23 protein-coding genes and 1 pseudogene are annotated in these 19,380 nt (G+C 65.1%); 10 read left to right on the forward strand and 14 right to left on the reverse strand.

Annotated elements, in window-relative coordinates; all coding sequences use genetic code 11:
• The first annotated feature begins 120 nt into the window (after positions 1-120).
• Positions 121-714, forward strand: a complete 594-nt coding sequence (locus ACQY5A_RS04810; protein WP_428339248.1) for an XRE family transcriptional regulator — start codon at positions 121-123, stop codon at positions 712-714.
• Positions 715-723: 9 nt separating this feature from the next.
• On the opposite strand, the gene ACQY5A_RS04815 is transcribed toward ACQY5A_RS04810, so the two are convergent.
• Complete coding sequence (locus ACQY5A_RS04815; RefSeq protein ID WP_428339249.1) at positions 724-1,941, reverse strand: acyl-CoA dehydrogenase family protein; 1,218 nt, start codon at positions 1,939-1,941, stop codon at positions 724-726.
• A 195-nt stretch (positions 1,942-2,136) separates the two neighbouring features.
• On the opposite strand from ACQY5A_RS04815, the gene ACQY5A_RS04820 reads away from it, so the two are divergent.
• A complete protein-coding gene (locus ACQY5A_RS04820) occupies positions 2,137-3,411 on the forward strand; it encodes an esterase/lipase family protein (protein WP_428339250.1) in 1,275 nt (424 codons plus the stop codon).
• Here the strand turns inward: ACQY5A_RS04820 and ACQY5A_RS04825 are convergent.
• From ACQY5A_RS04825 to ACQY5A_RS04855, 7 genes and pseudogenes are all read right to left on the reverse strand, one after another.
• Entirely contained in the window at positions 3,352-4,032 is a 681-nt protein-coding gene (locus ACQY5A_RS04825) for an alpha/beta hydrolase (RefSeq protein WP_428339251.1), read from the reverse strand. The genes ACQY5A_RS04820 and ACQY5A_RS04825 overlap by 60 nt on opposite strands.
• A 64-nt stretch (positions 4,033-4,096) precedes the next feature.
• Positions 4,097-4,594, reverse strand: a pseudogene (locus tag ACQY5A_RS04830) (hypothetical protein); the annotation flags it as partial.
• 40 nt (positions 4,595-4,634) lie between these two features.
• Positions 4,635-5,093 carry an STAS domain-containing protein gene (locus ACQY5A_RS04835; protein ID WP_428339252.1) on the reverse strand — a complete coding sequence of 153 codons (459 nt, stop codon included), beginning with the start codon at positions 5,091-5,093 and terminating at the stop codon, positions 4,635-4,637.
• Between the two features lie 158 nt (positions 5,094-5,251).
• A complete protein-coding gene (locus ACQY5A_RS04840; RefSeq protein ID WP_428339253.1) occupies positions 5,252-5,875 on the reverse strand; it encodes a nitroreductase family protein in 624 nt (207 codons plus the stop codon).
• Positions 5,876-5,893: 18 nt separating this feature from the next.
• Positions 5,894-6,376 (reverse strand): carboxymuconolactone decarboxylase family protein, encoded by a 483-nt coding sequence (locus ACQY5A_RS04845; protein ID WP_428339254.1) that lies wholly within the window; start codon positions 6,374-6,376, stop codon positions 5,894-5,896.
• A gap of 39 nt (positions 6,377-6,415) precedes the next feature.
• Positions 6,416-7,372 (reverse strand): NAD(P)H-dependent flavin oxidoreductase, encoded by a 957-nt coding sequence (locus tag ACQY5A_RS04850; RefSeq protein WP_428339255.1) that lies wholly within the window; start codon positions 7,370-7,372, stop codon positions 6,416-6,418.
• The gene (locus tag ACQY5A_RS04855; protein WP_428339256.1) at positions 7,369-7,761 is read right to left on the reverse strand and encodes a tautomerase family protein; all 393 of its coding nucleotides are present in this window, start codon (positions 7,759-7,761) and stop codon (positions 7,369-7,371) included. Before ACQY5A_RS04855 ends, ACQY5A_RS04850 begins: the two co-directional genes overlap by 4 nt.
• Positions 7,762-7,988: 227 nt before the next feature.
• On the opposite strand from ACQY5A_RS04855, the gene ACQY5A_RS04860 reads away from it, so the two are divergent.
• The 4 genes from ACQY5A_RS04860 (at position 7,989) to ACQY5A_RS04875 (ending at position 11,884) form a co-directional block, all read left to right on the forward strand.
• Positions 7,989-9,224 carry an acyltransferase family protein gene (locus ACQY5A_RS04860; RefSeq protein ID WP_428339257.1) on the forward strand — a complete coding sequence of 412 codons (1,236 nt, stop codon included), beginning with the start codon at positions 7,989-7,991 and terminating at the stop codon, positions 9,222-9,224.
• A 198-nt stretch (positions 9,225-9,422) separates the two neighbouring features.
• Positions 9,423-10,112 carry an Rv0518 family GDSL lipase gene (locus tag ACQY5A_RS04865; protein ID WP_428339403.1) on the forward strand — a complete coding sequence of 230 codons (690 nt, stop codon included), beginning with the start codon at positions 9,423-9,425 and terminating at the stop codon, positions 10,110-10,112.
• A 78-nt stretch (positions 10,113-10,190) separates the two neighbouring features.
• Positions 10,191-10,607, forward strand: coding sequence for a hypothetical protein (locus tag ACQY5A_RS04870; protein ID WP_428339258.1), 417 nt, complete (start codon positions 10,191-10,193; stop codon positions 10,605-10,607).
• 113 nt (positions 10,608-10,720) lie between these two features.
• On the forward strand, positions 10,721-11,884 hold the full coding sequence (locus tag ACQY5A_RS04875; RefSeq protein WP_428339259.1) for an LLM class flavin-dependent oxidoreductase: 1,164 nt from the start codon (positions 10,721-10,723) through the stop codon (positions 11,882-11,884).
• Between the two features lie 42 nt (positions 11,885-11,926).
• Here the strand turns inward: ACQY5A_RS04875 and ACQY5A_RS04880 are convergent, their stop codons facing one another.
• Positions 11,927-12,082, reverse strand: coding sequence for a hypothetical protein (locus ACQY5A_RS04880; RefSeq protein ID WP_428339260.1), 156 nt, complete (start codon positions 12,080-12,082; stop codon positions 11,927-11,929).
• A gap of 47 nt (positions 12,083-12,129) precedes the next feature.
• Positions 12,130-12,600, reverse strand: a complete 471-nt coding sequence (locus ACQY5A_RS04885; protein WP_428339261.1) for a DoxX family protein — start codon at positions 12,598-12,600, stop codon at positions 12,130-12,132.
• An 81-nt stretch (positions 12,601-12,681) separates the two neighbouring features.
• Here ACQY5A_RS04885 and ACQY5A_RS04890 point away from each other — a divergent pair, with 81 nt between their 5' ends.
• Positions 12,682-13,749 carry a phosphotransferase family protein gene (locus tag ACQY5A_RS04890; protein WP_428339262.1) on the forward strand — a complete coding sequence of 356 codons (1,068 nt, stop codon included), beginning with the start codon at positions 12,682-12,684 and terminating at the stop codon, positions 13,747-13,749.
• 22 nt (positions 13,750-13,771) lie between these two features.
• Here ACQY5A_RS04890 and ACQY5A_RS04895 read toward each other — a convergent pair whose 3' ends face one another.
• Genes ACQY5A_RS04895 through ACQY5A_RS04910 form a run of 4 tightly spaced genes read right to left on the reverse strand, consistent with a single transcriptional unit; the run spans position 13,772 to position 16,145 of the window.
• On the reverse strand, positions 13,772-14,050 hold the full coding sequence (locus tag ACQY5A_RS04895) for a cytochrome C oxidase subunit IV family protein (protein ID WP_428339263.1): 279 nt from the start codon (positions 14,048-14,050) through the stop codon (positions 13,772-13,774).
• A 3-nt stretch (positions 14,051-14,053) separates the two neighbouring features.
• Positions 14,054-14,662, reverse strand: coding sequence for a cytochrome c oxidase subunit 3 family protein (locus tag ACQY5A_RS04900; RefSeq protein WP_428339264.1), 609 nt, complete (start codon positions 14,660-14,662; stop codon positions 14,054-14,056).
• Positions 14,659-15,444, reverse strand: a complete 786-nt coding sequence (locus ACQY5A_RS04905; RefSeq protein WP_428339265.1) for a hypothetical protein — start codon at positions 15,442-15,444, stop codon at positions 14,659-14,661. The genes ACQY5A_RS04900 and ACQY5A_RS04905 overlap by 4 nt, the downstream gene beginning before the upstream one ends.
• Positions 15,441-16,145 (reverse strand): hypothetical protein, encoded by a 705-nt coding sequence (locus tag ACQY5A_RS04910; protein WP_428339266.1) that lies wholly within the window; start codon positions 16,143-16,145, stop codon positions 15,441-15,443. The genes ACQY5A_RS04905 and ACQY5A_RS04910 overlap by 4 nt, the downstream gene beginning before the upstream one ends.
• A gap of 124 nt (positions 16,146-16,269) precedes the next feature.
• Here ACQY5A_RS04910 and ACQY5A_RS04915 point away from each other — a divergent pair, with 124 nt between their 5' ends.
• The 3 genes from ACQY5A_RS04915 to ACQY5A_RS04925 all read left to right on the forward strand — a co-directional run bounded on the left by ACQY5A_RS04915 (position 16,270) and on the right by ACQY5A_RS04925 (position 19,378).
• The gene (locus ACQY5A_RS04915) at positions 16,270-16,884 is read left to right on the forward strand and encodes a TetR/AcrR family transcriptional regulator (RefSeq protein WP_428339267.1); all 615 of its coding nucleotides are present in this window, start codon (positions 16,270-16,272) and stop codon (positions 16,882-16,884) included.
• Positions 16,885-16,956: 72 nt separating this feature from the next.
• A complete protein-coding gene (locus ACQY5A_RS04920) occupies positions 16,957-17,736 on the forward strand; it encodes a hypothetical protein (RefSeq protein WP_428339268.1) in 780 nt (259 codons plus the stop codon).
• Positions 17,737-17,812: 76 nt separating this feature from the next.
• Positions 17,813-19,378 (forward strand): glycosyltransferase family 39 protein, encoded by a 1,566-nt coding sequence (locus ACQY5A_RS04925; RefSeq protein ID WP_428339269.1) that lies wholly within the window; start codon positions 17,813-17,815, stop codon positions 19,376-19,378.
• Positions 19,379-19,380 lie beyond the last annotated feature (2 nt).

Consider the following 19,380-nt stretch of genomic DNA (forward strand, 5'->3'; position numbering starts at 1 on the left):
ACCACCCCTATGCGAGTCAGACGCTGTTACCAATACCCTCGTCCTTGCAGCGGTCGGGACGAAAGTTGCTGGCCGCCCATCACGAGCTGAGGCGGAAAACCAACAAAGATTTGAGGGGCTATGGCCGAATTCGACAAGCACGAAGGTGAAGCGCAGACCATTGTGAATCTCGCCGATGCGGCGATGCACATGTACCGGGCGGCTATCGATTCGCTGCCATTTCCTGAAGACAAGAAATTCCAGAAGCGCGCCGAGGTGGTGCTGACCGGTTTGCGCAAACTGCGCGCCGCGCTGACCGAGGCGGCCAGCCACAGCCGGCCCACTCCCACGGTGATGCTGGCGCTCAGCGATGTCCGGCGACGCTACGACGACCTGATGGAGCGGGTGACCGATGCGCCCGGATCGAGTCTGGGACAACAGCTTTACAACGCCCGCGTGCACGCGAAGCTGTCAGCGCACGAGGCGGCCAACGGGTTCGGGCTTCGGCGCGAGCTGCCCGATGAGTTGGAAGAAGGCGGCACGCCCACCGCGCAGGAGACGCCGCTGGTGGAGCAGTTGATCGCCGCGATCCGCGTCGTCGCCGGGCTCGACGAAGGCGAATCCGAGGCCGAGCCGCCGGCCGTCGAGGAGCACGTCAACAGCAGCAACGGCACCGACTGGGATGAAGCCCTGGCGCTCAACGGCGCCGGCGAAGAGGCGCACGCCGCTCATTAGCGGCGTTGGTCACCGAATCGGGAGGCCGGTGATTGCCCGGCCGATCACCAGTCGCTGAATTTCGCTGGTGCCCTCAAAGATGGTGAAGATCTTCGCATCTCGGTGCATCCGCTCGACCGGGTAATCGCGGGTGTAGCCGTTGCCGCCGAGGATCTGGATGGCTTCGTCGGTGACGTACACCGCGGTCTCGCTGGCGTACAGCTTCGCCATCGATCCCTCGGCCGAGGTGAACGACTTGTTGTTGCGCTGCATCCAGCTGGCCCGCCAGACCAACAGCCGTGACGCGTCGATGCGGCTCTTCATATCCGCCAATTTAAAAGCGACAGCTTGGAATTCGGCGATCTTACGGCCGAACTGTTCGCGCTGACCGGAGTATTCGAGGGCGTACTCGTAGGCGGCACGAGCAATACCCAACGCCATCGCGCCCACGATCGGGCGAGTGCGTTCGAACGTCATCATCGCGGCCTGGCTGCTGGTGCGATGCCCTTCCTTGATCCGGGCGATCCGGCTCTCGAATTTCTCGCGGCCCCCGAGGATCAGCTCGCCGGGAAGGCGGACGTCGTCAAGCACCACCTCGGCGGTGTGCGACGCCCGAATACCGTGCTTCTTGAACTTCTGCCCCTGAGAGAGGCCCTTTGTGCCGGGCGGGACGATGAACGTCGCCTGACCCCGCGTGCCCAGCTCCGGCTCAACGGAGGCGACCACGACGTGGACGTTGGCGATTCCGCCGTTGGTGGCCCAGGTCTTGGTTCCGTTGAGCACCCACTCGTCGCTGGCCTCGTCGTACTTCGCCCGGGTGCGGACGGCTCCGACGTCGGAGCCGGCACCGGGTTCGGACGAGCAGAACGCGGCCAGTTGCGGATCGCCGGGGCTGCCGAACATCTGCGGCAGCCATTCACCGATCTGTTGCGGCGTTCCGTTGGCGGCCAGCGCCGCAGCGGCCAGGCCGGTGGCCATGATGGACAACGCGATCCCGGCGTCACCCCAGAACATTTCCTCGAAGACGGTCGGCATGCCCAGCCCGCTGGCTTCGCCGGCCATCTGGGCGAACAGGTCCGGGGTGTAGAGCCCGACCTTGGCGGCCTCTTGGATGATCGGCCAGGGAGTCTCCTCCCGTTCGTCCCACTCGGCGGCCGCGGGCCGAATCACCGAGTCGGCGAACTCGTGCACCCAGTCACGGACGTGCACCACTTCTTCGGACAGATCCAGCGAAAAGGTCGAGTCCATCGGTGCTCCTCGTCAGGCGGTACGCCCACACGCAGGTGGTGTCGGTCGATTCGGGCGCTAGCGATCACAGTAAACGTTTGTATACTGAGTGGACAAACCGGCAGCTCAGACCGTGAACCCCTGCCTGATTTGGGCAGCTGAAGAGGTTGTCGAGCCATTTTGACACCTGTCCACCCGAACTCGTGAGGGGGCCGCATGCAACGCAGCGATATTCGTGCCGTCGGCGATCTGGCGGGGGAGGCGTCCTCGGTGCTCACCACCCTGGTGCGCGGCATGCACGCCGGGATCGCCGGCCGGGTGTTCGACTCGATCGGGCCGGTGGCGGCACCGGCTCGGACGATCCACGACGGGCTGACGCGGACCATCTACACCGGGGTCGACCGTGGACTGCGCGGCGCGAGTCGCGTAGCCGGCATGGTCGCCGCCGAAATCTGGGGCAACGAGGTCGACGACCCGCTGGAATCCCGGACCGATTCGGTAGGTGCGGTCCTCGCCGCGGTGAACGGCATCTACGGCGATGAGTTGGCCGACCAGGACAACCCGCTTGCCGGCGCGATGGTGGTTCGGCATGCCGGCAGGTCGGTGGCGTTGACGACCGAGGATCTGGCCACCGCGTATCCGGCGGCGACCGGCCGGGTCGTGGTGTTCGTGCACGGCTGGTGTCTGACCGATCGGTCCTGGTTCCGCACGCCGCGCGAGACCGACGACGGGCGCAGCTACGGCGAACGACTACACGACGAATTGAGCTACAGCCCAATTGTGCTGCGCTACAACACCGGATTGCATATCTCGGTCAACGGCCGCACGCTCGCCGGAATCCTGGATCTGCTCCACGATCAATGGCCGGTCCCCATCACCGAACTCGTATTGGTCGGCCATTCGATGGGCGGACTGGTGGCGCGCAGCGCATGCCACTACGGCGCCGAGGAGCAATGCAGCTGGACCGACGCCGTCACCCGGGTAGTGTGCCTGGGTTCACCACATCTGGGCGCCGACCTGGAAAAAGGCGTGAACATCGCCTCCTGGGCACTGGCCAAGTTGCCCGAAACCCGGTCAATTGCAGCCTTTTTGAACGCGCGCAGCGATGGCGTCAAGGATCTGCGCTATGGCGCCTGTCTCGATGACGACTGGCGCGACGCCGATCCCGACGAATTTCTACGGGATCGTTGCCGCGAGGCACCGTTCCTGCCGCATGCGACGTATCACTTCGTGTCGTCCACGGTGTCGCCACGGCTGCTCGGAATGTTGGCCGGCGACCATCTGGTGCGCTCGAAAAGCGCTGCGGGCCTTGGCCGGTCGCGACGTATTCCATTCCAGAACGAGCATGGTCTGATACTGACCGGCTTGAATCACTTCGATCTGCTCAACCACCCTCGGGTCTACGCGAAGCTGCGCGACTGGCTGTCCCAGTCAGCGATTGGCCCGGCGGGCCTCGGCGATGTGGGCCGCGACGTCAGCGGCGACCGCTAGCGACCGTGCGTCGGTCGCGCAGTGATACCGCCCCGCGACCGGATCATAGGTCGCGCCCGCGATCGAGCCGTGGTCGGCGGGTAACTCGACCACCCGCACCGGCCAATCGGCCTGCTGCAGCGCCGCGGCGAAGTCTCGGGCTACCGATACCGGAATGACCCGGTCGGCCACCCCACTCAGCAGAGTGAACGGGGTCGGCTGTGCAGCGTGACGGAGTTGGGTTGCCGGAGTCTCGTTGAAGATCGGATCGGGGATCATGAACGCACCAGCCAGAGCGACGGTGTGCGCGAAGGTCACACCCAGCTGCGCACCCTGGATCGTCAGCGCCGCAGCCGCAAGGCCTCCCATCGACCAGCCGGCGAGTACCAGTCCGTCGGGGTCCTCGACCCGCTCGCGGGCGAAGTGCACCGAACCCAGCAGATCAGCGCGACCGCCGTCGGCGGCGTGGGAATTCCAGTCGGGTGCCACTACACCCAGGCCATGTCCGGCAATCAGTTCAGCGAGCGAACGGACCGAGGAGCGCGCGTCAGCCTGCTGGCCGTGCCACAGCAGAACGGTCGGCTGAGAGGGATCGCCGAAAACGTCCGCCAGTCGACCGGCGGCGTATTCGACGGTCTGCATACGCGAGGGCAGCTGCTACTTGGGCGGGGCCGGTGCTGCCGGCGGAGCCGGGGCCGGCTGCGGCTGGGGCCGTCGCGCCTCCGCCGCCGATCAGCGAGTTGAGAATGCCCAACGACAGACCGGCCTGCTCCGGGGGTTTGCCCGGGTCGGGGACCGCGGAGTCGTTCTTCTGCCAGGCCTGGCAACCGTCGGTTTTGAAGGTCTTGTCGGTCGGGTCGATTCGCACGATCTGAGGCTTCTTGCTCATCGCGTTGTCGAGCGGCTGCTTGGAATCCTCGCCGAGCCGCTTCCAGTAGCAGACGCCGTTTCCGACCGGGCCCGCCGACGTGTAGACCCCAGGCACGATGTCGGTGCCGACGTTGTACACGCCATCGTGGTCGATCGTAGTTTTTGCCGGAGCGGGAGCCGCTCCGTTCGCGGGGGCAGGTGCCGGCGCGGGAGCTGGTGGAGACGGCGCGGGTGCGGGGTCCGCAGCGGCCAGGCCGACCGAAGCGCCCCAACCCAGCGCGAGCAGGGCCGCGGCGGCGGCAATGGTCGGCTTAGACGTCACGAATAGCAGCATACGGATTTTGCGATAGACGCGTCAGCGCCGAATTGCGCGATTAGGCGGTCTTGTTGAAGAGGGGCAGCAGCAGACGGCGCCGGGCGGAGGTGGCGTCGGCGAAGTACTGCAGGGCCTCGTGGAGCGTGGTCGCGGTAGGGAAGCTGATGTCCTCATGGGTCACCAGCAGCGTCAGGTTCACCGCCTGGCTGGGAATCAACGCCCATTCCACGCCGGCAGCGGTGCAGGCTTCGTCGACGGCGTAGAGCAGTCGCACTGCTTGCGCGCTGAAGGTGTCCAGACCCGACAGGTCGAGAACTAGCGGGTTATCCGGAAGGTTGAAGCGCCGGGCGTAGTCGATGACCTGATTGACGTTGCTCGCGTGGACCTCACCGGTGATGGTGATCACCGTCGCGAGGTGACGGCACTGGGCACGCACCGCGGCGCCGTTGCAGTCGACAGGGAGGTGGGCGTATCGGGGCGCCGAGTACGAAGCTGCCGTGCTGATCGAGTCGTTCATTGGACGCGCCCCCGTTTCCGAACAGTTTTCCCGCGAAATCAGGATCAGCCATGACCCCAACCTGTTTGAGACGCTAATTGCCTACTCTAAGGTCACCTGTTCCAGCGTTTAATACTTTGCTAAGAAACGATTTCACCTGCCCACAATATAGTTCGGGTTTAACCCCAGCCATCCCAGAAAGTCACGGTCTCGGCCGACGGCCGCGACGCGGGCCGGAAGTCGGTTCCGATCGTGTAGGCCACCGGAAACAGCGCGGCCTGGGTGACGGTGTCCGGGATCCCCAGCAGCTCGGCCACCTCTCGCTCCTTGGCCAAATGCATTGTGGTCCAGACTGATCCGAGGCCGCGGGACCGCAGCGCGAGCAGAAAGCTCCAGCCGGCCGGGATGATCGACGCCCACGCCGATGCGGCGGTCAACATGCTGGAGTTGTCGATGCGGTTTTCCAGGCAGGGGATGACGTGCACCGGAACGTCTGCCAGCGTGTCGGTCAGACTGAAGGCACTCGCATACACCCGCTTGGTCTGCGGGTCGGTCGCGTCCTTGGCCGCATGGGCAAGGTAATCCGAGCCGATGCTGCGGTAGATGTCAGCGATCGCGGCGCGCTTGGCGGCGTCGGTGATCACCAGCCAACGCCAATCTTGCGCGTTGCTCGCGGTAGGAGCCTGCATCGCCAACTGGATGCACTCGAGGATGACCTCACGGCCGACCGGCCGCGTCAGGTCGAGGCGTTTGCGAACCGATCGGGTGGTGGTGAGCAACTCGTCAACCGATGCGATGTCCACTCGTCTCCTAGCGTCGTCTCACAGGTCGATCGCACAGGATTGATCGACACCGAGGACACTCAAGGTGCGCCCCAAGCCGAGGAACACCGCGACACACAGCGTGAGGTCGAGAATCTCCGGGTCCGAGAACGCATCGCGTAGCCGTCCGAAGAACGCGTCGTCGATCGTGCCGTGGTCGGTCGCGAAACGTTCGGCGTACTCGATTGCCAGGCGCTGCCGGGATGTATAGCCCGGGAAGGTGGCGTATGCCGCGACATTCGCGTACAGCTCGGGTCCGACGGCCGCCTCGATGACTGAGGGTGCGCGAAAGTCGGAACAGGCGACGCAGTCGTTGATCTGGGCGATCCGCATTCTGGCCAGTTCGCGTTCTTCCGGCGGCAGCACACTCTGCTGATAGGCGCCGCGGATCATCCGCTCGACCATGTCGCTGAGTTGCGGTCGCAGCGTCCAGATCATCGCGGCTTCGCCGCCGGGGCCCTCGGGCACATCAAGCCTTGCCACGTGTTCGAGCCAACCAGATGATCGTCGTCAATGTCTAGGTTATGCGTGCTTGAGGACCCGCTCGGCCTGCGATGCGATGGCGGCGACGATGTCCGCGGCCGGGCGAACCTCGTCGACGAGTCCGATCGATTCGCCGATCAAGATGGCCGCGGCCTCGAAATCCTCTGCGGCAACCGCGGCTTCAAAGGTGTCCACCGCATCGGGCAGCGACGCCATCAGTTCTGCTTCGTTGCCATGCCATTTGTCGACGAAGGGATTGCCCAACGCCCGCTCGTTGTACTCGGGCGGCCAATCCAGCCGTCGCACATAGTCATAGACCCGAGTGCGATACGTGCTGTCCCCAGTGGCGCCGAGCGCCCGCTCGTGGGCGCGAGGTGACACCAGCGCCTCCGCGGAGGCCCAGAACCGGGTGCCCACCACCGCGCCGTCGGCGCCCAACATCAGTGCGGCCGCGAGCCCGCGCCCGTCAGCGACACCGCCGGCCGCCAGCACCAACGTCTCTGGCGCTCGGTCGGCTGCCAGGTCGACGACGTCGGGCACCAAGGTGAACGTCGACCGCACCGTCATGCCGTGACCGCCCGCTTCGCCGCCCTGGGCGACGACGATCTCCGCGCCGGCATCGAGTGCCCGGCGGGCGTGGTCGAGTGTCTGCGCCTGGGCGATCACCGGGATCCCGGCGGCGTGGACTCGCTCGGCGAACGGCTGCAGATCGCCGAAGGACAGCATCACGGCTACCGGTCGGCGTTCCAGCGTCTCGTCGAGCAGCTCGGGGTTGCGGGCCAGACTCCAGGTGATGAAGCCGCATCCGACTCTCGCGCCGCCGGCCAGACCGAACTCGCGCCGTAGCCACGCTGCGTCGCCGTAGCCGCCGCCGATCAGGCCCAGTCCGCCGCTCGACGACACCGCGGCGGCGAGCTTGCCGCCGGAGATCTGCGCCATCGGCGCGGAGACAATCGGGTGTTCGGTACCGAGGAATTCGGTGAGTCGGGTTTTCATGCCAGTTCTCCCGTCAGGAACTGAGCCCGGCCGTGGCCGAACGACCAGTCGTCGTCGCCGTTCTCGGTGATCGACACGATGAGGTCGACCGGATCAAGACCGCATTTCGCCGAGAGATTGGCAGCGGCCAGTTCGAAGAACCGTCGCTTCATCTCCGACGTGCGCTTCCGGCTCACGACGTGCAGCACCACCAGGGCGGCGGAGCGCTCGATACCGAGGCCGGTGTCGAGGGCGACAATCTCGTGGCTCGGGTGCGTGCGCACTACTTGGTACCGGTCACGCGACGGCACCCCGAATGCCTCGACCACCGCATCGTGAATGGCATCCAGAAGTGTTCGGATCTCGGCAGGTGCTCGACCCTCGACCAGGTCGACGTAAACAAGTGGCATGACTTCTCCTGCGCTGGAGCTGTTGTCTTGATGCTGACGCTGAACATGTCAACATGCGCGGGGGGTGATCGCTTCCGCCGATGCCCAGGTGTCCAGCCTGCGGGTTCGCCTTCGAGGCGCACCGTGCGATGACTCGCTATCGCTCTGGCGCGCTGATACCCTGCCAACGCCGTCGTAAGTGACGCAGTGGTGAACGAAAACACCTGTGGTCTCACGGAAAGATTGATGTGCGCAGCGGAGATATCAAGGCCCTCACGGGACTTCGCATCGTTGCCGCCGTCTGGGTCGTGCTGTTTCACTTCCGCCCGCTGCTGCGCGATGCGACCCCCGGTTTTCTCGACGCGCTCACTCCGGTGCTCAACTGCGGAGCCCAAGGGGTGGACCTGTTCTTCATCCTCAGCGGGTTCGTGCTGACCTGGAACTACCTCGACCGGATGGGCGGATCCTGGTCGACCCGTGCCACTCTGCACTTCCTCTGGCTGCGGCTGGCCAGAGTGTGGCCGGTGTATCTGGTGACGCTGCACCTGGCCGCGCTGTGGGTCATCTTCACGCTGCACGTCGGTCACGTGCCGTCCGACGAGGTTTACCGGTTCACGGCAGTCAGCTACGTCCGTCAGGTCCTGTTGGCGCAGCTGTGGTTCCAGCCGTTTTTCGACGACTCGAGTTGGGACGGTCCGGCCTGGTCGATCAGCGCTGAGTGGTTGGCCTACCTGGTGTTCGGGCTGCTGGTGCTGGTGATCTTCCGCATGGCGCGCGCGACCCGGGCCCGCAACCTGGTCTGGCTGGCGGTCGCCGCCTCGCTCCCTCCGGTGGTGTCGCTGCTGGTGACCGGGCAGTTCTACACGCCCTGGAGTTGGCTGCCGCGCATCGTCATGCAATTCACGGCTGGGGCGTTGGTGGCCGCCGCGGTCGGTCGTTTGCGGCTCACCGATCGAGGCCGACATGCCGCGGGCTATGCGTCCGTATTTCTGCTCGCCGGCGTGGTGGGCTTTCTCTACTGGTCCGACGCGCATCCGCTGCATGGGGTCTCCGACACCGGCGGTCTTGTCGACATCTTGTTCGTGCCGCTGGTGCTGACGCTGGCGATCGGCACCGGCAGCTTGCCGGCTTTGCTGTCCACCCGACCGCTGGTCTACGGCGGGCAAATCTCGTTCTGTCTGTACATGGTTCACGAATTGGTGCACACCGCGTGGGTGTGGACGACGCAGCAGTTCGAGCTCACCATGTTGGGCAACGACGGCAAGCTCCTGCTGGCCGCGGTGCTCGCGGTGACCTTCGTCGGCGCGGCCGTGCTCTATCACGTGGTCGAGGAACCGGCCCGCCTCTGGATGCGCAGGATGGTCGGCGACGGGCGGCCCGTGGTCGACGCCGCCGACCCGGACGCACCTGCCGAGGGCGGCAAGCTGCAGTCGATCGATGGGTCCCAGGAGGGACGCCCGAAATCCATTTCGCGTGCGGGCTGACGCTCACCGTGTGACGCGAGCGATACTGCGCCGCATACTGATCGGTTACGATCCCACTGGCGCGAGGCCTGGGGCTTACCCGAGGTAGCCCCACCGGATGCCAGGGCGTCGACGTAGAAATCCAACGTTGAGCTTTTACGATTCCGCTTGTACGGATGCAACACGCGGCCGAGGAGGTGGTGAACGGTGCAGGTAACGGTGGGTCGTCTGGCCACAGTCGTCGTCGCGGCTGTTGCAGCCGGCGTGGTCACGCACGTTCCCGCCGCGCCGACGCCTTATCAGACCGTTGCCCGGGGAACGCCGATCGACCATGTCGCGGTGATCGGGGATTCCTACACCACCGGCACCGACGAAGGCGGCTGGGGACCGAATGCCTGGACCAACCGCACCTGGCTGACGCTCGCGCGCGAAGGTGTCCAGGTCGCGCCCGAGGTTGCCTCCGAAGGCCGCGCCGGCTACGTCGTCCGCGGCGATCACGGCAGCGTCTTCGAAGACCTGACGAACCGCGCCGTCCACCCCGACGATGCGCTGGTGGTGTTCTTCGGCTCGCGCAACGACCATGGCGTCGACCCGATGCAGATGACGGCAATGTCCCACGACGCCCTGGATCTGGCTCGCCGCATCGCGCCGTCGGCCAAGCTACTGGTGATCGGACCACCGTGGACGGATTCCGATCCGCCGCTGGACGTCCTCTATATTCGCGACATTCTCGGCGGCCAGGCGCACGACATCGGCGCGACGTTCATCGACCCGATCAGTGAGGGCTGGTTCGTCGGCAGGCCCGAATTAATCGGCCCCGACGGTGTGCACCCCAACGACGCCGGCCACGCGTACATGGCAGAGAAGATTGCTCCGTTGATCCATGCCCAGCTTTCCCGGCGCGGTTGATCCTCGCTCGTAGTTACGCGTTTCGGTGCTAGTCGTCGCGGGTACGTCGGGGGCACGAAACGAGAGTGGGGATGACAGATGAAGTCTGTGCGCACGGCGATGACACTGTTCTTCGGGACGGCGATGCTTCTGTTGGCAGTCGGCTGCGGCGGCGGTGACAAGGGTGGCCCCACCAGCACCACAACCACAACCACGACCACGACGACTCCGTCGTCAAGCGTGGCTCCCGCGCCTGCGCCAGGAGCTCCCGGCGGCGGGGGCGGCTCCGGTGGCGCGACGGGCGGTGGCGGACCCAACGGAGGCGGCGGCAGCATCCCCGGCGGCCCGAGTGGCGGCGGCGGGCCCGGCGGCGGCAGCGGCAGCATTCCCGGCGGTCCGACCGGTGGCGGTGGACCCGGCGGCGGCAGCGGCTGCATCCCCGGTGTCGGCTGCGGTGGCGGCGGACCCGGCGGTGGCGGCGGTTGCATCCCGGGCGTGGGTTGCGGCGGGGGCTAAACCCCGCCGGGCCTCGACCCTAAATTCTCTGCAGATTCGAGGCGCCAACTCCTGAGTTCCAACGTGCGGACCGGATTAAAGTTCGGGACAACTCGACTGCTAGGGGACCGCACATGGCCAAGCTCAGGTTTGGGTACTTCATCGCACCGTTTCACCGCGCAGGCACCAATCCGACGCTCGCCATGCAGCGCGATCTCGAGCTGGTCGAGCATCTCGATGCGCTCGGCTTCGACGAGGCGTGGATCGGCGAGCACCACTCCGCCGGCAGCGAGATCATTGCGTCGCCCGAGATCTTCATCGCCGCAGCGGCCGAACGGACCAAGTGGATCAAGCTGTGCACCGGGGTTATTTCGCTGGCGTACCACAACCCGCTCTGGGTCGCTGACCGGCTGATGATGCTGGATCACCTCACCCACGGGCGGGTGATCGGTGGGGTTGGACCCGGGTCGCTGCCCAGCGATTCGTCGATGATCGGCCTCACCCCGACCGACACCCGCGAGCTGTTGGACACCAATCTCGACATCGTGGTGCGGCTGCTGCGCGGGGAGACGGTGTCGGCGAAAACCCCCACGCACGAGCTCCATGACGCGCGGCTGCAACTCGCCCCGTATTCCGACGGCGGTGTCCCGCTGGCGGTGGCCGCGGTCGCTTCGCCGACGGGTGCGCGGCTGGCCGGCAAGCACGGCATCGGGCTGCTGTCGATCGGGGCGACGCTGACCGTCGACGGTTTCAACGCCCTGCAGTACCACTGGAACATCGTCGAGGAGCGCGCGGCGACGTTCGGCACCACCGTCGATCGCAAGAACTGGAGCCTGGTCAGCCCGTTCCACATCGCCGAGACCGAGAAGCAAGCCCGCGAGGACGTGAAATTCGGTCTGGCGCCGTGGTTCAACTACTTCCAGAAGGTGGCCGCTTTCCCGCAGATGACCATGCCCGGCGAACAGGTCGACGAGATGATCGATGTCATCAACGACAACGGCGCCGGGGTGATCGGAACACCGGAGCGCGCCCGCGAACAGGTGCAGCGGATGTGGGATCAGTCGGGCGGGTTCGGCTGCATGCTGCAGATGGGCCACGAATGGGCCAACCCGGCGGCGACCAGACGGTCGGCCGAATTATTCGCCGCCGAAGTGATGCCGCATTTCCAGGGCCAAGCGCAGCCGACCGTGGATGCCGCCACACGCGCCAGTGAGGTGCGTGAAGGCCTGGCGCAATCGCAAATCGATGCCGTCGCTCACATGGCCAAAAAGTACGAGGACGAACTCGGTTCGAAATAGCCGACTTTCGCGTCACGCGACGCGATGCCGAACCACGTGAGTTTAACGCCGCGAAGGTACCTTCGTCACATTTAGCGCCATCGCCGCGAACATCGCCCACGGCGACGGCTGGGGCGGATCGGGCGTACCGGCCAATCCGAGTTCGCCGGCCAGCATCAGGCCGTTGAGGCCGGCCCCGGCGATGACGACGTCGTTCATTGAGGCCAAGGTAGTAGCCTGCGGCCGGTGATGACAACCTTCTTGATCTACCCCACCTGAAGGATGGCCGTCGCGACGGCCAGGCCCACTCCAATCACCGCGGGCGCCGTGTCGGTGGCGCTGTCGGATGCTCGCGCATGAAAACCGATGGCGCCCAGCAGAAGCAGAGCCGCACCGACCGCAGCGGCCACGCCGATCGGCGGCCACGCCAGCCCCGCCAACACACCTGCGACAGCGGCGAGTTCCAGCGCCCCGATGATCCGCCACTGAACCGGGTTGACACCGAGGTGGTCGCGGATCGTCAGCGATTGCTGGATGCCGATCACCTTGATCGAGCCGGCGAATCCCAGCAATGCGGCGAGCAGCGCTGTCACAACGACTTTGGCGATCATGTCCACACCGTAATACTCAGTCCGCGATGCCGGTAGCAGCTGCGAAGGCGCGTAGCTCGCGCTCAGTTGTTCCAGCGCCTGCGGTTGCACGGGGCCCCATAGGTAGGTCAGGTCGATCATCGGCATCGTTCGGCTCCCTTCAAACGGGTCATCGCCATTTCACTCCTCGGTAGGGTTTTCGCAGAGACGGACGACAAGAGGAGACAGATGACGGGGATGGCGGAGCTGGTGCCGGTGTTGCCTGCGCATCGCTTCGACGAGGCCGGGCTGGCGCGCTACCTCCGCGGGCGGCTGCCCGGGTTCGACGGTCAACTCGAGGTCCGGCAGTTCCAAGGTGGCCAGAGCAATCCCACGTTTCATTTGAACACCGCGGGCGGCGAATACGTGCTGCGCAAAAAGCCGCCGGGCAAGCTGCTGCCGCGGGCCCACGAGGTGGAGCGCGAGCACCGCGTCATGGCCGCGCTGTCCGACACCGACGTGCCTGTGCCGCGCATGCAGCTGCTGTGTGATGACGAATCGGTGCTCGGCACAACGTTTTTCGTGATGGATCACGTTCCGGGGCGGGTGTTCCCGGATCGTGTTCTGCGCGCGGAGACGCCCGCGCACCGCGCCGCTGTCTACGAAGATCTGGCCCGGGTGCTTGCGGCGCTGCACCGGGTGGATTGGCGCGCGGTCGGACTCGAAGGATTCGGCCGGCCCGAAGGTTACATGCGACGCCAGGTCGCGCTGTGGACCAGGCAGTGGGAGGCCGCGCGCATGGAGGACATGCCCGCGATGGATCTGCTCGCCACGTGGCTGCCCGAGCACCTGCCGCCCGACGACGCACCGGCATGCATCGCGCACGGCGACTACCGGTTGGGCAACGTGTTGCTTCATCCGACCGAGCCGCGGGTGGTGGCGGTGCTGGACTGGGAGCTCTCGACGATCGGCGACCCGCTGGCCGACCTGGGGTATTTCTGCGTTACCTACCACGTGCCGGGTGGGCCGGGCGGCCTCAGCGGTGTCCTCGATGAAGACCTCACGGGCACTGGTCTTCCCGGCCAGCAGGCCTTCCTGGACAGCTACCGCGGGCATGCCGGGAGAGAGCTTCCGCAATCGCTGGACGTGTTCGTGGTGTTTTCGATGTTCCGGCTGGCCTCGATCACCGCCGGGGTCTGGCGTCGCGGCGTGGACGGCAACGCGGCTGATTCGCGGGCCGGCACCGACGAGTATCGCGAACGCTATCGCGGTATGGCTGAGACTGCCTGGGAGCTGGCGCAAAAGCTAACCGCCTGAGCCGCTTTCCGTCATCGGCGGATCAACGGCTCGCGAAGTAGAAGCCAAACAGCAGCGCGAATAGCCCGAGCACCCATCCACCGGTGGTCGCCTTGAGCCAGACCGGTGCGCGGCGAACCTCCATGAAATGCCAGATCACCACGAACGCTTTGACTGCTGCGATCAGAAACACCACCGTCGTCACCGTCGTGTTGATCTGGTGCGAGGCCCCGCCGTCACGCGCGATCAACGACGACGCGACGGTGACCGTGGTGAGCAGCGCCCAGACGATCGTCAGCGGATTGCGGATCAGTGACGCCATGGTTTACCTCATCAGATAGAGCAAGGCGAACAGGACCAGCCACAAAACGTCGACCATGTGCCAGTAGGTGGCGCCTGTCTCGACGAACGAGATCTTTGGCACCTGAGCCGTTTTCACGTCGCGGATGACGAAACACAGAACGACCAGGCCGAGGGCGACGTGGCACAGGTGCATGCCCGTCATCACGTAGTAGTACATGAAAAAGAGGTTTTTGCCCGGCGTGAGACCTCTGGTGATCTCGGGGATCCACTCGAACATCTTGAGCAGCGGGAAGGCGGCGCCGAAGGCCAGCGCGGTAAAGAATCGGCGCAGCGCCTCCGCCCTGTTTCCGGCACGCGTCGCGGCGACCCCGAGCGCCACGAAGAGTGAACTCGTCAGCAACACAACGGTATTGACGGCACCGATGTCCAGATTCAGCTGCGCTTGGCCGGCCAGGAACAGTTCGTGGTTCTGAACCCGGAAGTACATGTAGCCGACGAAGTAAATACCGAAGATCAGCAGGTCGCCGATAACGAAGAACCACATGCTCGAGGACCCGGGAACGTGGCCGCGTGCGGCAGGTTCCGGTGACTGGTCGACCTCGGTGGTCGAGCCTTGAGCCACGTCGGTCATGCGTGAGTCCCGGCCGCGGCCGCGACGGGAGCGGGCTGTGGCTCGGCCGGGGCGTTGTCGAGTTCGGCCTCGGGTTGACTCTTGATCGCCCGGTAGATGCAGATGTACACGATGAATTGCCACGAGACATAGAGCGTCATGGCGAACCAAAAGGTCATCAGGCCGTTCCAGGCGAACGGTCCGGTCTTGGTGATCCAGACCGGCGCGGCCATCAGCTCGGTCACGTACTGCCAAATGGTGTAGTAGCCCAACCACTTTGGCAAAACGTTGTTCTCGTCGAGAATGATGGCCAGACCAAAGGCCATCCACATGACGCAGAAGCAGCCCAGCGAGCCGATGAACGCCAGGTAGCCGAAGTCGTAGAGCATGGTCAGGATCGCCGAGCTGTACCCGGGCCGGAACGCGCCCAGTCCGAAGCAGAACATCGGGAACAGCATGCCTACTATCGCGCCGGTGATGGCGCCGATCATCATCGAGTAGCGGAATGCCGGACTGACCGACATCCGCTTGACCTGCATCAGGTAGCAGGCGTTCGACACCGGTGCGAGCCCGTAGGACAACGTCAGGATCAGGCACGCGATGAGCAGATTGTGGGAGTGCATGAAATCGACGATGTGCGGTGTGGAGTCGCTCGGCGACCTCGGCGGCATCATCCAACTCAGCGGCACGAACACCAGCCCGAACACATTGAAGAAAAACGGCACGCTCCAAAACGCAATCCATTGATCGAGTTTGCGGTTCGTCCGCCACGACGATGCGTGCTCGGCCACGCCGGCGCTCATGCGAGAACCACCCGATCGTCGCCCTGGTGCTTGACAGCGCGTAGCAGGGCCCAGAACATCACCGCGATGTAGACCGCAAATGTCGTCAGCCGCAACGTGAATGACAGCGGGCCGTTCCAGGCGAGTGGACCCGACTTGTAGAGGATCGAGAACGCGCTGGGGGCCAGCAGCGCGACGGTCGCCACGTTGAAGTGCGCCACCCACCGCGGAAAGATCGGCTCGGCACGGTCATCGAGATAAACGCTCAACGCGAAGCACAGGTTCTGCACCATGATCGTGCCGACAGGTGCGACGAAGAAAAACCAGGCCATATCGTTGAGCAGACTGATCAGCTGAGGGTCACGGTCAGGCCTGAAAGCCGCCATGCCCCAGCAATAGTCGGCGAGAATGAAAGCTGTTGTCCCCACGCCGACGCAGATGACGTAGGCGTAGGTCAGGACCGGGCTCGACGTCGCAGCCCGGGAGATCTGCACGGCGGTCACCGCGAACAGCGGAACCAGCGAGCATGCAATCAGGTTGCCGAGGATCGCCACGCCCAGGATGCCGGTGACGTTGTCGCGGAAGAACGCGGCCACCTGATCGGGCGCCAAGGTCGGCGACAGCGGCGGTGAAAACACCGGGAACGCCAGGTAGGCGAGTGCAAAGAGCGCGACCGCCGGCGGCGCGGTCCACAACAGGATGCGTTGACCTCTGGTGTTCATCGGTTCTAGATCTAGCACGCTCGCTGACAAATGACAACGAAAAGCACGGCACCTTCTTACGCCTCTGCGGGTATTGGCGTTCAGCTGGCACCTTTCGACTGATATCTGTCAGCGACTGCTTCTCATGCGGCAGAATAGGGGCGTGCAAGACACCGCAACCGGTCGCGAAGCCCAGCGCCTCAAGACGCGCGCGCGGGTTCTCGATGCCGCCATCGTGGAGTTCCAGCGTGCCGGTGCACATTCGGCCGATATCAACGCGATCGTCGAGGCTGCGGGAGTCGCGCGCAGCACCTTCTACTTTCACTTTCCCACCAAGGAGCACGTGCTGCTCGAGCTGATTCGCCGGGACGAGGACTACCTGGCCGAGGAGCTCAGTCGCTTCCTTGACACCCGTTACGATCTGCCGGTGGTGCTGGACGAAATCGTCAGGCTCGTCGTCGCGCTCGAGACCAGGTGGGGCGCTGCACTGTTTCGCGACGTCATCGGCCTGTACTTCTCGCCGGCAGCACCCAAAGACGAGAGTTGGACCAAACACCCGGTGTTTGTGCTGCTTGCCGCCGAAATCGAACGCGCCCGCATCCGCGGCGAACTCTACGACGACGTCGACGCGTACGACAGCGCCGCGTTCTTTCTGATCGGCCTACATGCTCAGCTCATCAGCGCCAGAGGATCCGGGACCAGGCGCGACGACGTGCTGAAGAAATTCGCGAGGAGCACCCTGCGCAGCTTGCAGCGCTGAGCCGGCACGAGCAGTCGCGCTTGACGACCCGAGGCTGCCCTCGGTGTGGCGGCGCTCATACACTGACAAACCGTGGGCATTCTGTTTGGCTTCGCGCCGTGGCTCGTTTACTGGACTCTGGTCGGCAACGTGCCGTTGATTGTGGCGTCTTCGGTCGCCTTCGTGATCGCTGTCGCCGGACTGGCCGCCGGATACCTCACCCGCGCCCCCCGACGATCGCTCGAAATCGGTTCTAATTCAACATTTCTGGTGATCACGGTGCTGACCGTGCTGGCAGACCGCTCGGTGGTTCAGCACTGGGCGTTGCCGCTGAGTTTCGCGGGGATCTTGTTGGTCACCGTGCTCGGCCGGCAATTCGGCACCTCGTTCGTGCACGAGTACGCCTCGGAAAACCAACCGCCGGCAGTGGTCAACAGCGACGTGTTCGGCCACATCGCGACGCGGCTGACCTGGATCTGGATTGCGGTGTTCGGCGCTATGACGGTGTCGTCGTCGATCCCAGCGCTGACGGCCGCCGAAGCATCCATCCTCGATACTCACGCACCCGCGGCCTACCTCGGCTACTGGGTGGTGCCGTTCACGCTGCTGGGCCTGGGGGCGCTGGCGACCCGGATCCTGCCGGACCGGATGACCGCAGCGGCGGGTGACATCGTCCGCAAGACCACGTTCGTGGCCTACCACGAAGCCACCATCGACGAGCTCTACTACCTGGCCACCGAGCACGCCAACCGGGAAGTCGGCGCGGGCGAGGAGGCCTACGCCATCAAGGTGGGAACTAAAGGCACGGCGCTGGTCGGCGACGACAGTCGGCACTCCTGGCCGTCGACTTACCGGGTACGCCCGCGGCGTTGACCGCGCAGTCAGCCGGCGGTGGCATAGCCGATCGCACGCGTTCGGCGCGTTTCTGGCAACATGGCGGCGAGCCCAGATGACTGATCGCAGCCCACAACCCAGCACGTTCGTCGGCTCGGTTGACAGCGGCGGCGAGCACTTCCCGCCGGGGAACTGGCTGGACCCCTGCCTAATAGGCGTGTTGGCCGCGATAATCAGTCTGGCCGGCGCTGGCCGTCCGTCTTTCTGGTACGACGAGGCCGCGACCGTGTCGGCTTCATACAGTCGTTCCCTACCGCAGTTGTGGCAGATGTTGGGCAACGTCGACGCCGTCGAGGGTGCCTATTACCTGCTCATGCACGGCTGGTTCGACGTCTTCCCGCCCACGGAGTTCTGGTCGCGGGCGCCGAGCGGTCTAGCGGTAGGCGGCACCGCGGCGGGCGTGGTGGTGCTCAGCAAGTTTTTCGTGTCGCGCAACGCGGCGATCGCTTCCGGAGTTGTGTGCGCGATCCTGCCGCGGACGACCTGGGCGGGCATCGAAGCTCGTCCGTATGCCCTCTCGATGATGGCCGCCGTATGGCTGACGATGCTGCTCGTCTACGCCGCCCAGCATGAAAAGGCTTGGGCCTGGGTGTATTACGGGACCGTCCTGGCACTTTCGGCTCTGCTGGACGTGTACGTGTTGCTGTTGGTTGTGGCTCACGGCTTGTATATCTGCGCCTTCCAGCGCAGGCGGACGGTCCTGGCGGGGTTTGCCGTGACATCGGGTCTGGCCGGTTGCGCTGTGACCCCGTTGCTCATTGCTGCCGTCGGCCAGGCGCATCAGATCGGCTGGATCTCGCCGGTTGGCTACCGGACGGTGGAGGACGTAATCGTCCAGCAGTATTTCGAAAGAAGCCCGCCATTCGCGCTATTGTCTTTAGTCGTCGTGGTGACGACCGTTGCATTGGCGGTCAAGGGATCTGTGCACGTGACACGGGCCGCACGACAGCTGCTGACGTTGGCGGTGGCATGGTTTGTCATACCGACCGCCCTCATCGTTGGCTGGTCGGGCTTGGTCCACCCCATCTACACGCCGCGTTACCTGGCCTTCACCGCGCCGGCGTTGGCGCTGGTCCTCGGCATCTGCGTTGCTGCACTGGCCTCCAGACCTTGGGCCGTCGCAGCCCTACTCAGTATGTTCACCATTGCCGCGGCACCGAACTATGTTCTAGCGCAACGAAATTCGTACGCGAAATACGGGATGGACTACAGTCAGGTCGCCGATTTGATCGGCGCGAAGGCCGCACCCGGGGACTGCTTGCTCGTCAACGACACTGTCACCTTCATGCCCGCCCCGATGCGGCCGCTGCTGGCGGCGCGCCCGGATGCCTACCGGAAACTGATCGATCTCACCCTGTGGCAACGCGCGATCGACCGCAACGACGTCTTCGACACAAACTTGATCCCCGAGGTTGTCGCCAAGCCGCTGACCCGGTGCGGCGTCGTGTGGATAATCACCCAGGCCGACGCATCCTTAACGGCTCACCAGCAAGGTCCGGCGCTCGCACCCGGCCCACTCTTCGGGGCAACGCCGGCGTTCGCAGTTCCACACGACCTGGGTTTTCGACTGGTCGAGCGGTGGCAGTTCAACCTGGCTCAGGTGATCGAGGCGGTCCGGTGATC

It is taken from the genome of Mycobacterium sp. (genome assembly GCF_965277065.1).
In the GTDB taxonomy this organism is placed as follows: Bacteria; Actinomycetota; Actinomycetes; order Mycobacteriales; family Mycobacteriaceae; genus Mycobacterium.

Excerpts from the sequence above, each read along its gene's own strand:
- ACQY5A_RS04810 (WP_428339248.1), top strand. The coding sequence starts at position 121 with ATGGCCGAATTCGACAAGCACGAAGGTGAAGCGCAGACCATTGTGAAT.
- ACQY5A_RS04815 (WP_428339249.1), bottom strand. The coding sequence starts at position 1,941 with ATGGACTCGACCTTTTCGCTGGATCTGTCCGAAGAAGTGGTGCACGTC.
- ACQY5A_RS04820 (WP_428339250.1), top strand. The coding sequence starts at position 2,137 with ATGCAACGCAGCGATATTCGTGCCGTCGGCGATCTGGCGGGGGAGGCG.
- ACQY5A_RS04825 (WP_428339251.1), bottom strand. The coding sequence starts at position 4,032 with ATGCAGACCGTCGAATACGCCGCCGGTCGACTGGCGGACGTTTTCGGC.
- ACQY5A_RS04835 (WP_428339252.1), bottom strand. The coding sequence starts at position 5,093 with ATGAACGACTCGATCAGCACGGCAGCTTCGTACTCGGCGCCCCGATAC.
- ACQY5A_RS04850 (WP_428339255.1), bottom strand. The coding sequence starts at position 7,372 with ATGAAAACCCGACTCACCGAATTCCTCGGTACCGAACACCCGATTGTC.
- ACQY5A_RS04855 (WP_428339256.1), bottom strand. The coding sequence starts at position 7,761 with ATGCCACTTGTTTACGTCGACCTGGTCGAGGGTCGAGCACCTGCCGAG.
- ACQY5A_RS04870 (WP_428339258.1), top strand. The coding sequence starts at position 10,191 with ATGAAGTCTGTGCGCACGGCGATGACACTGTTCTTCGGGACGGCGATG.
- ACQY5A_RS04875 (WP_428339259.1), top strand. The coding sequence starts at position 10,721 with ATGGCCAAGCTCAGGTTTGGGTACTTCATCGCACCGTTTCACCGCGCA.
- ACQY5A_RS04880 (WP_428339260.1), bottom strand. The coding sequence starts at position 12,082 with ATGAACGACGTCGTCATCGCCGGGGCCGGCCTCAACGGCCTGATGCTG.
- ACQY5A_RS04885 (WP_428339261.1), bottom strand. The coding sequence starts at position 12,600 with ATGCCGATGATCGACCTGACCTACCTATGGGGCCCCGTGCAACCGCAG.
- ACQY5A_RS04890 (WP_428339262.1), top strand. The coding sequence starts at position 12,682 with ATGACGGGGATGGCGGAGCTGGTGCCGGTGTTGCCTGCGCATCGCTTC.
- ACQY5A_RS04895 (WP_428339263.1), bottom strand. The coding sequence starts at position 14,050 with ATGGCGTCACTGATCCGCAATCCGCTGACGATCGTCTGGGCGCTGCTC.
- ACQY5A_RS04900 (WP_428339264.1), bottom strand. The coding sequence starts at position 14,662 with ATGACCGACGTGGCTCAAGGCTCGACCACCGAGGTCGACCAGTCACCG.
- ACQY5A_RS04905 (WP_428339265.1), bottom strand. The coding sequence starts at position 15,444 with ATGAGCGCCGGCGTGGCCGAGCACGCATCGTCGTGGCGGACGAACCGC.
- ACQY5A_RS04910 (WP_428339266.1), bottom strand. The coding sequence starts at position 16,145 with ATGAACACCAGAGGTCAACGCATCCTGTTGTGGACCGCGCCGCCGGCG.
- ACQY5A_RS04915 (WP_428339267.1), top strand. The coding sequence starts at position 16,270 with ATGCGGCAGAATAGGGGCGTGCAAGACACCGCAACCGGTCGCGAAGCC.
- ACQY5A_RS04925 (WP_428339269.1), top strand. The coding sequence starts at position 17,813 with ATGACTGATCGCAGCCCACAACCCAGCACGTTCGTCGGCTCGGTTGAC.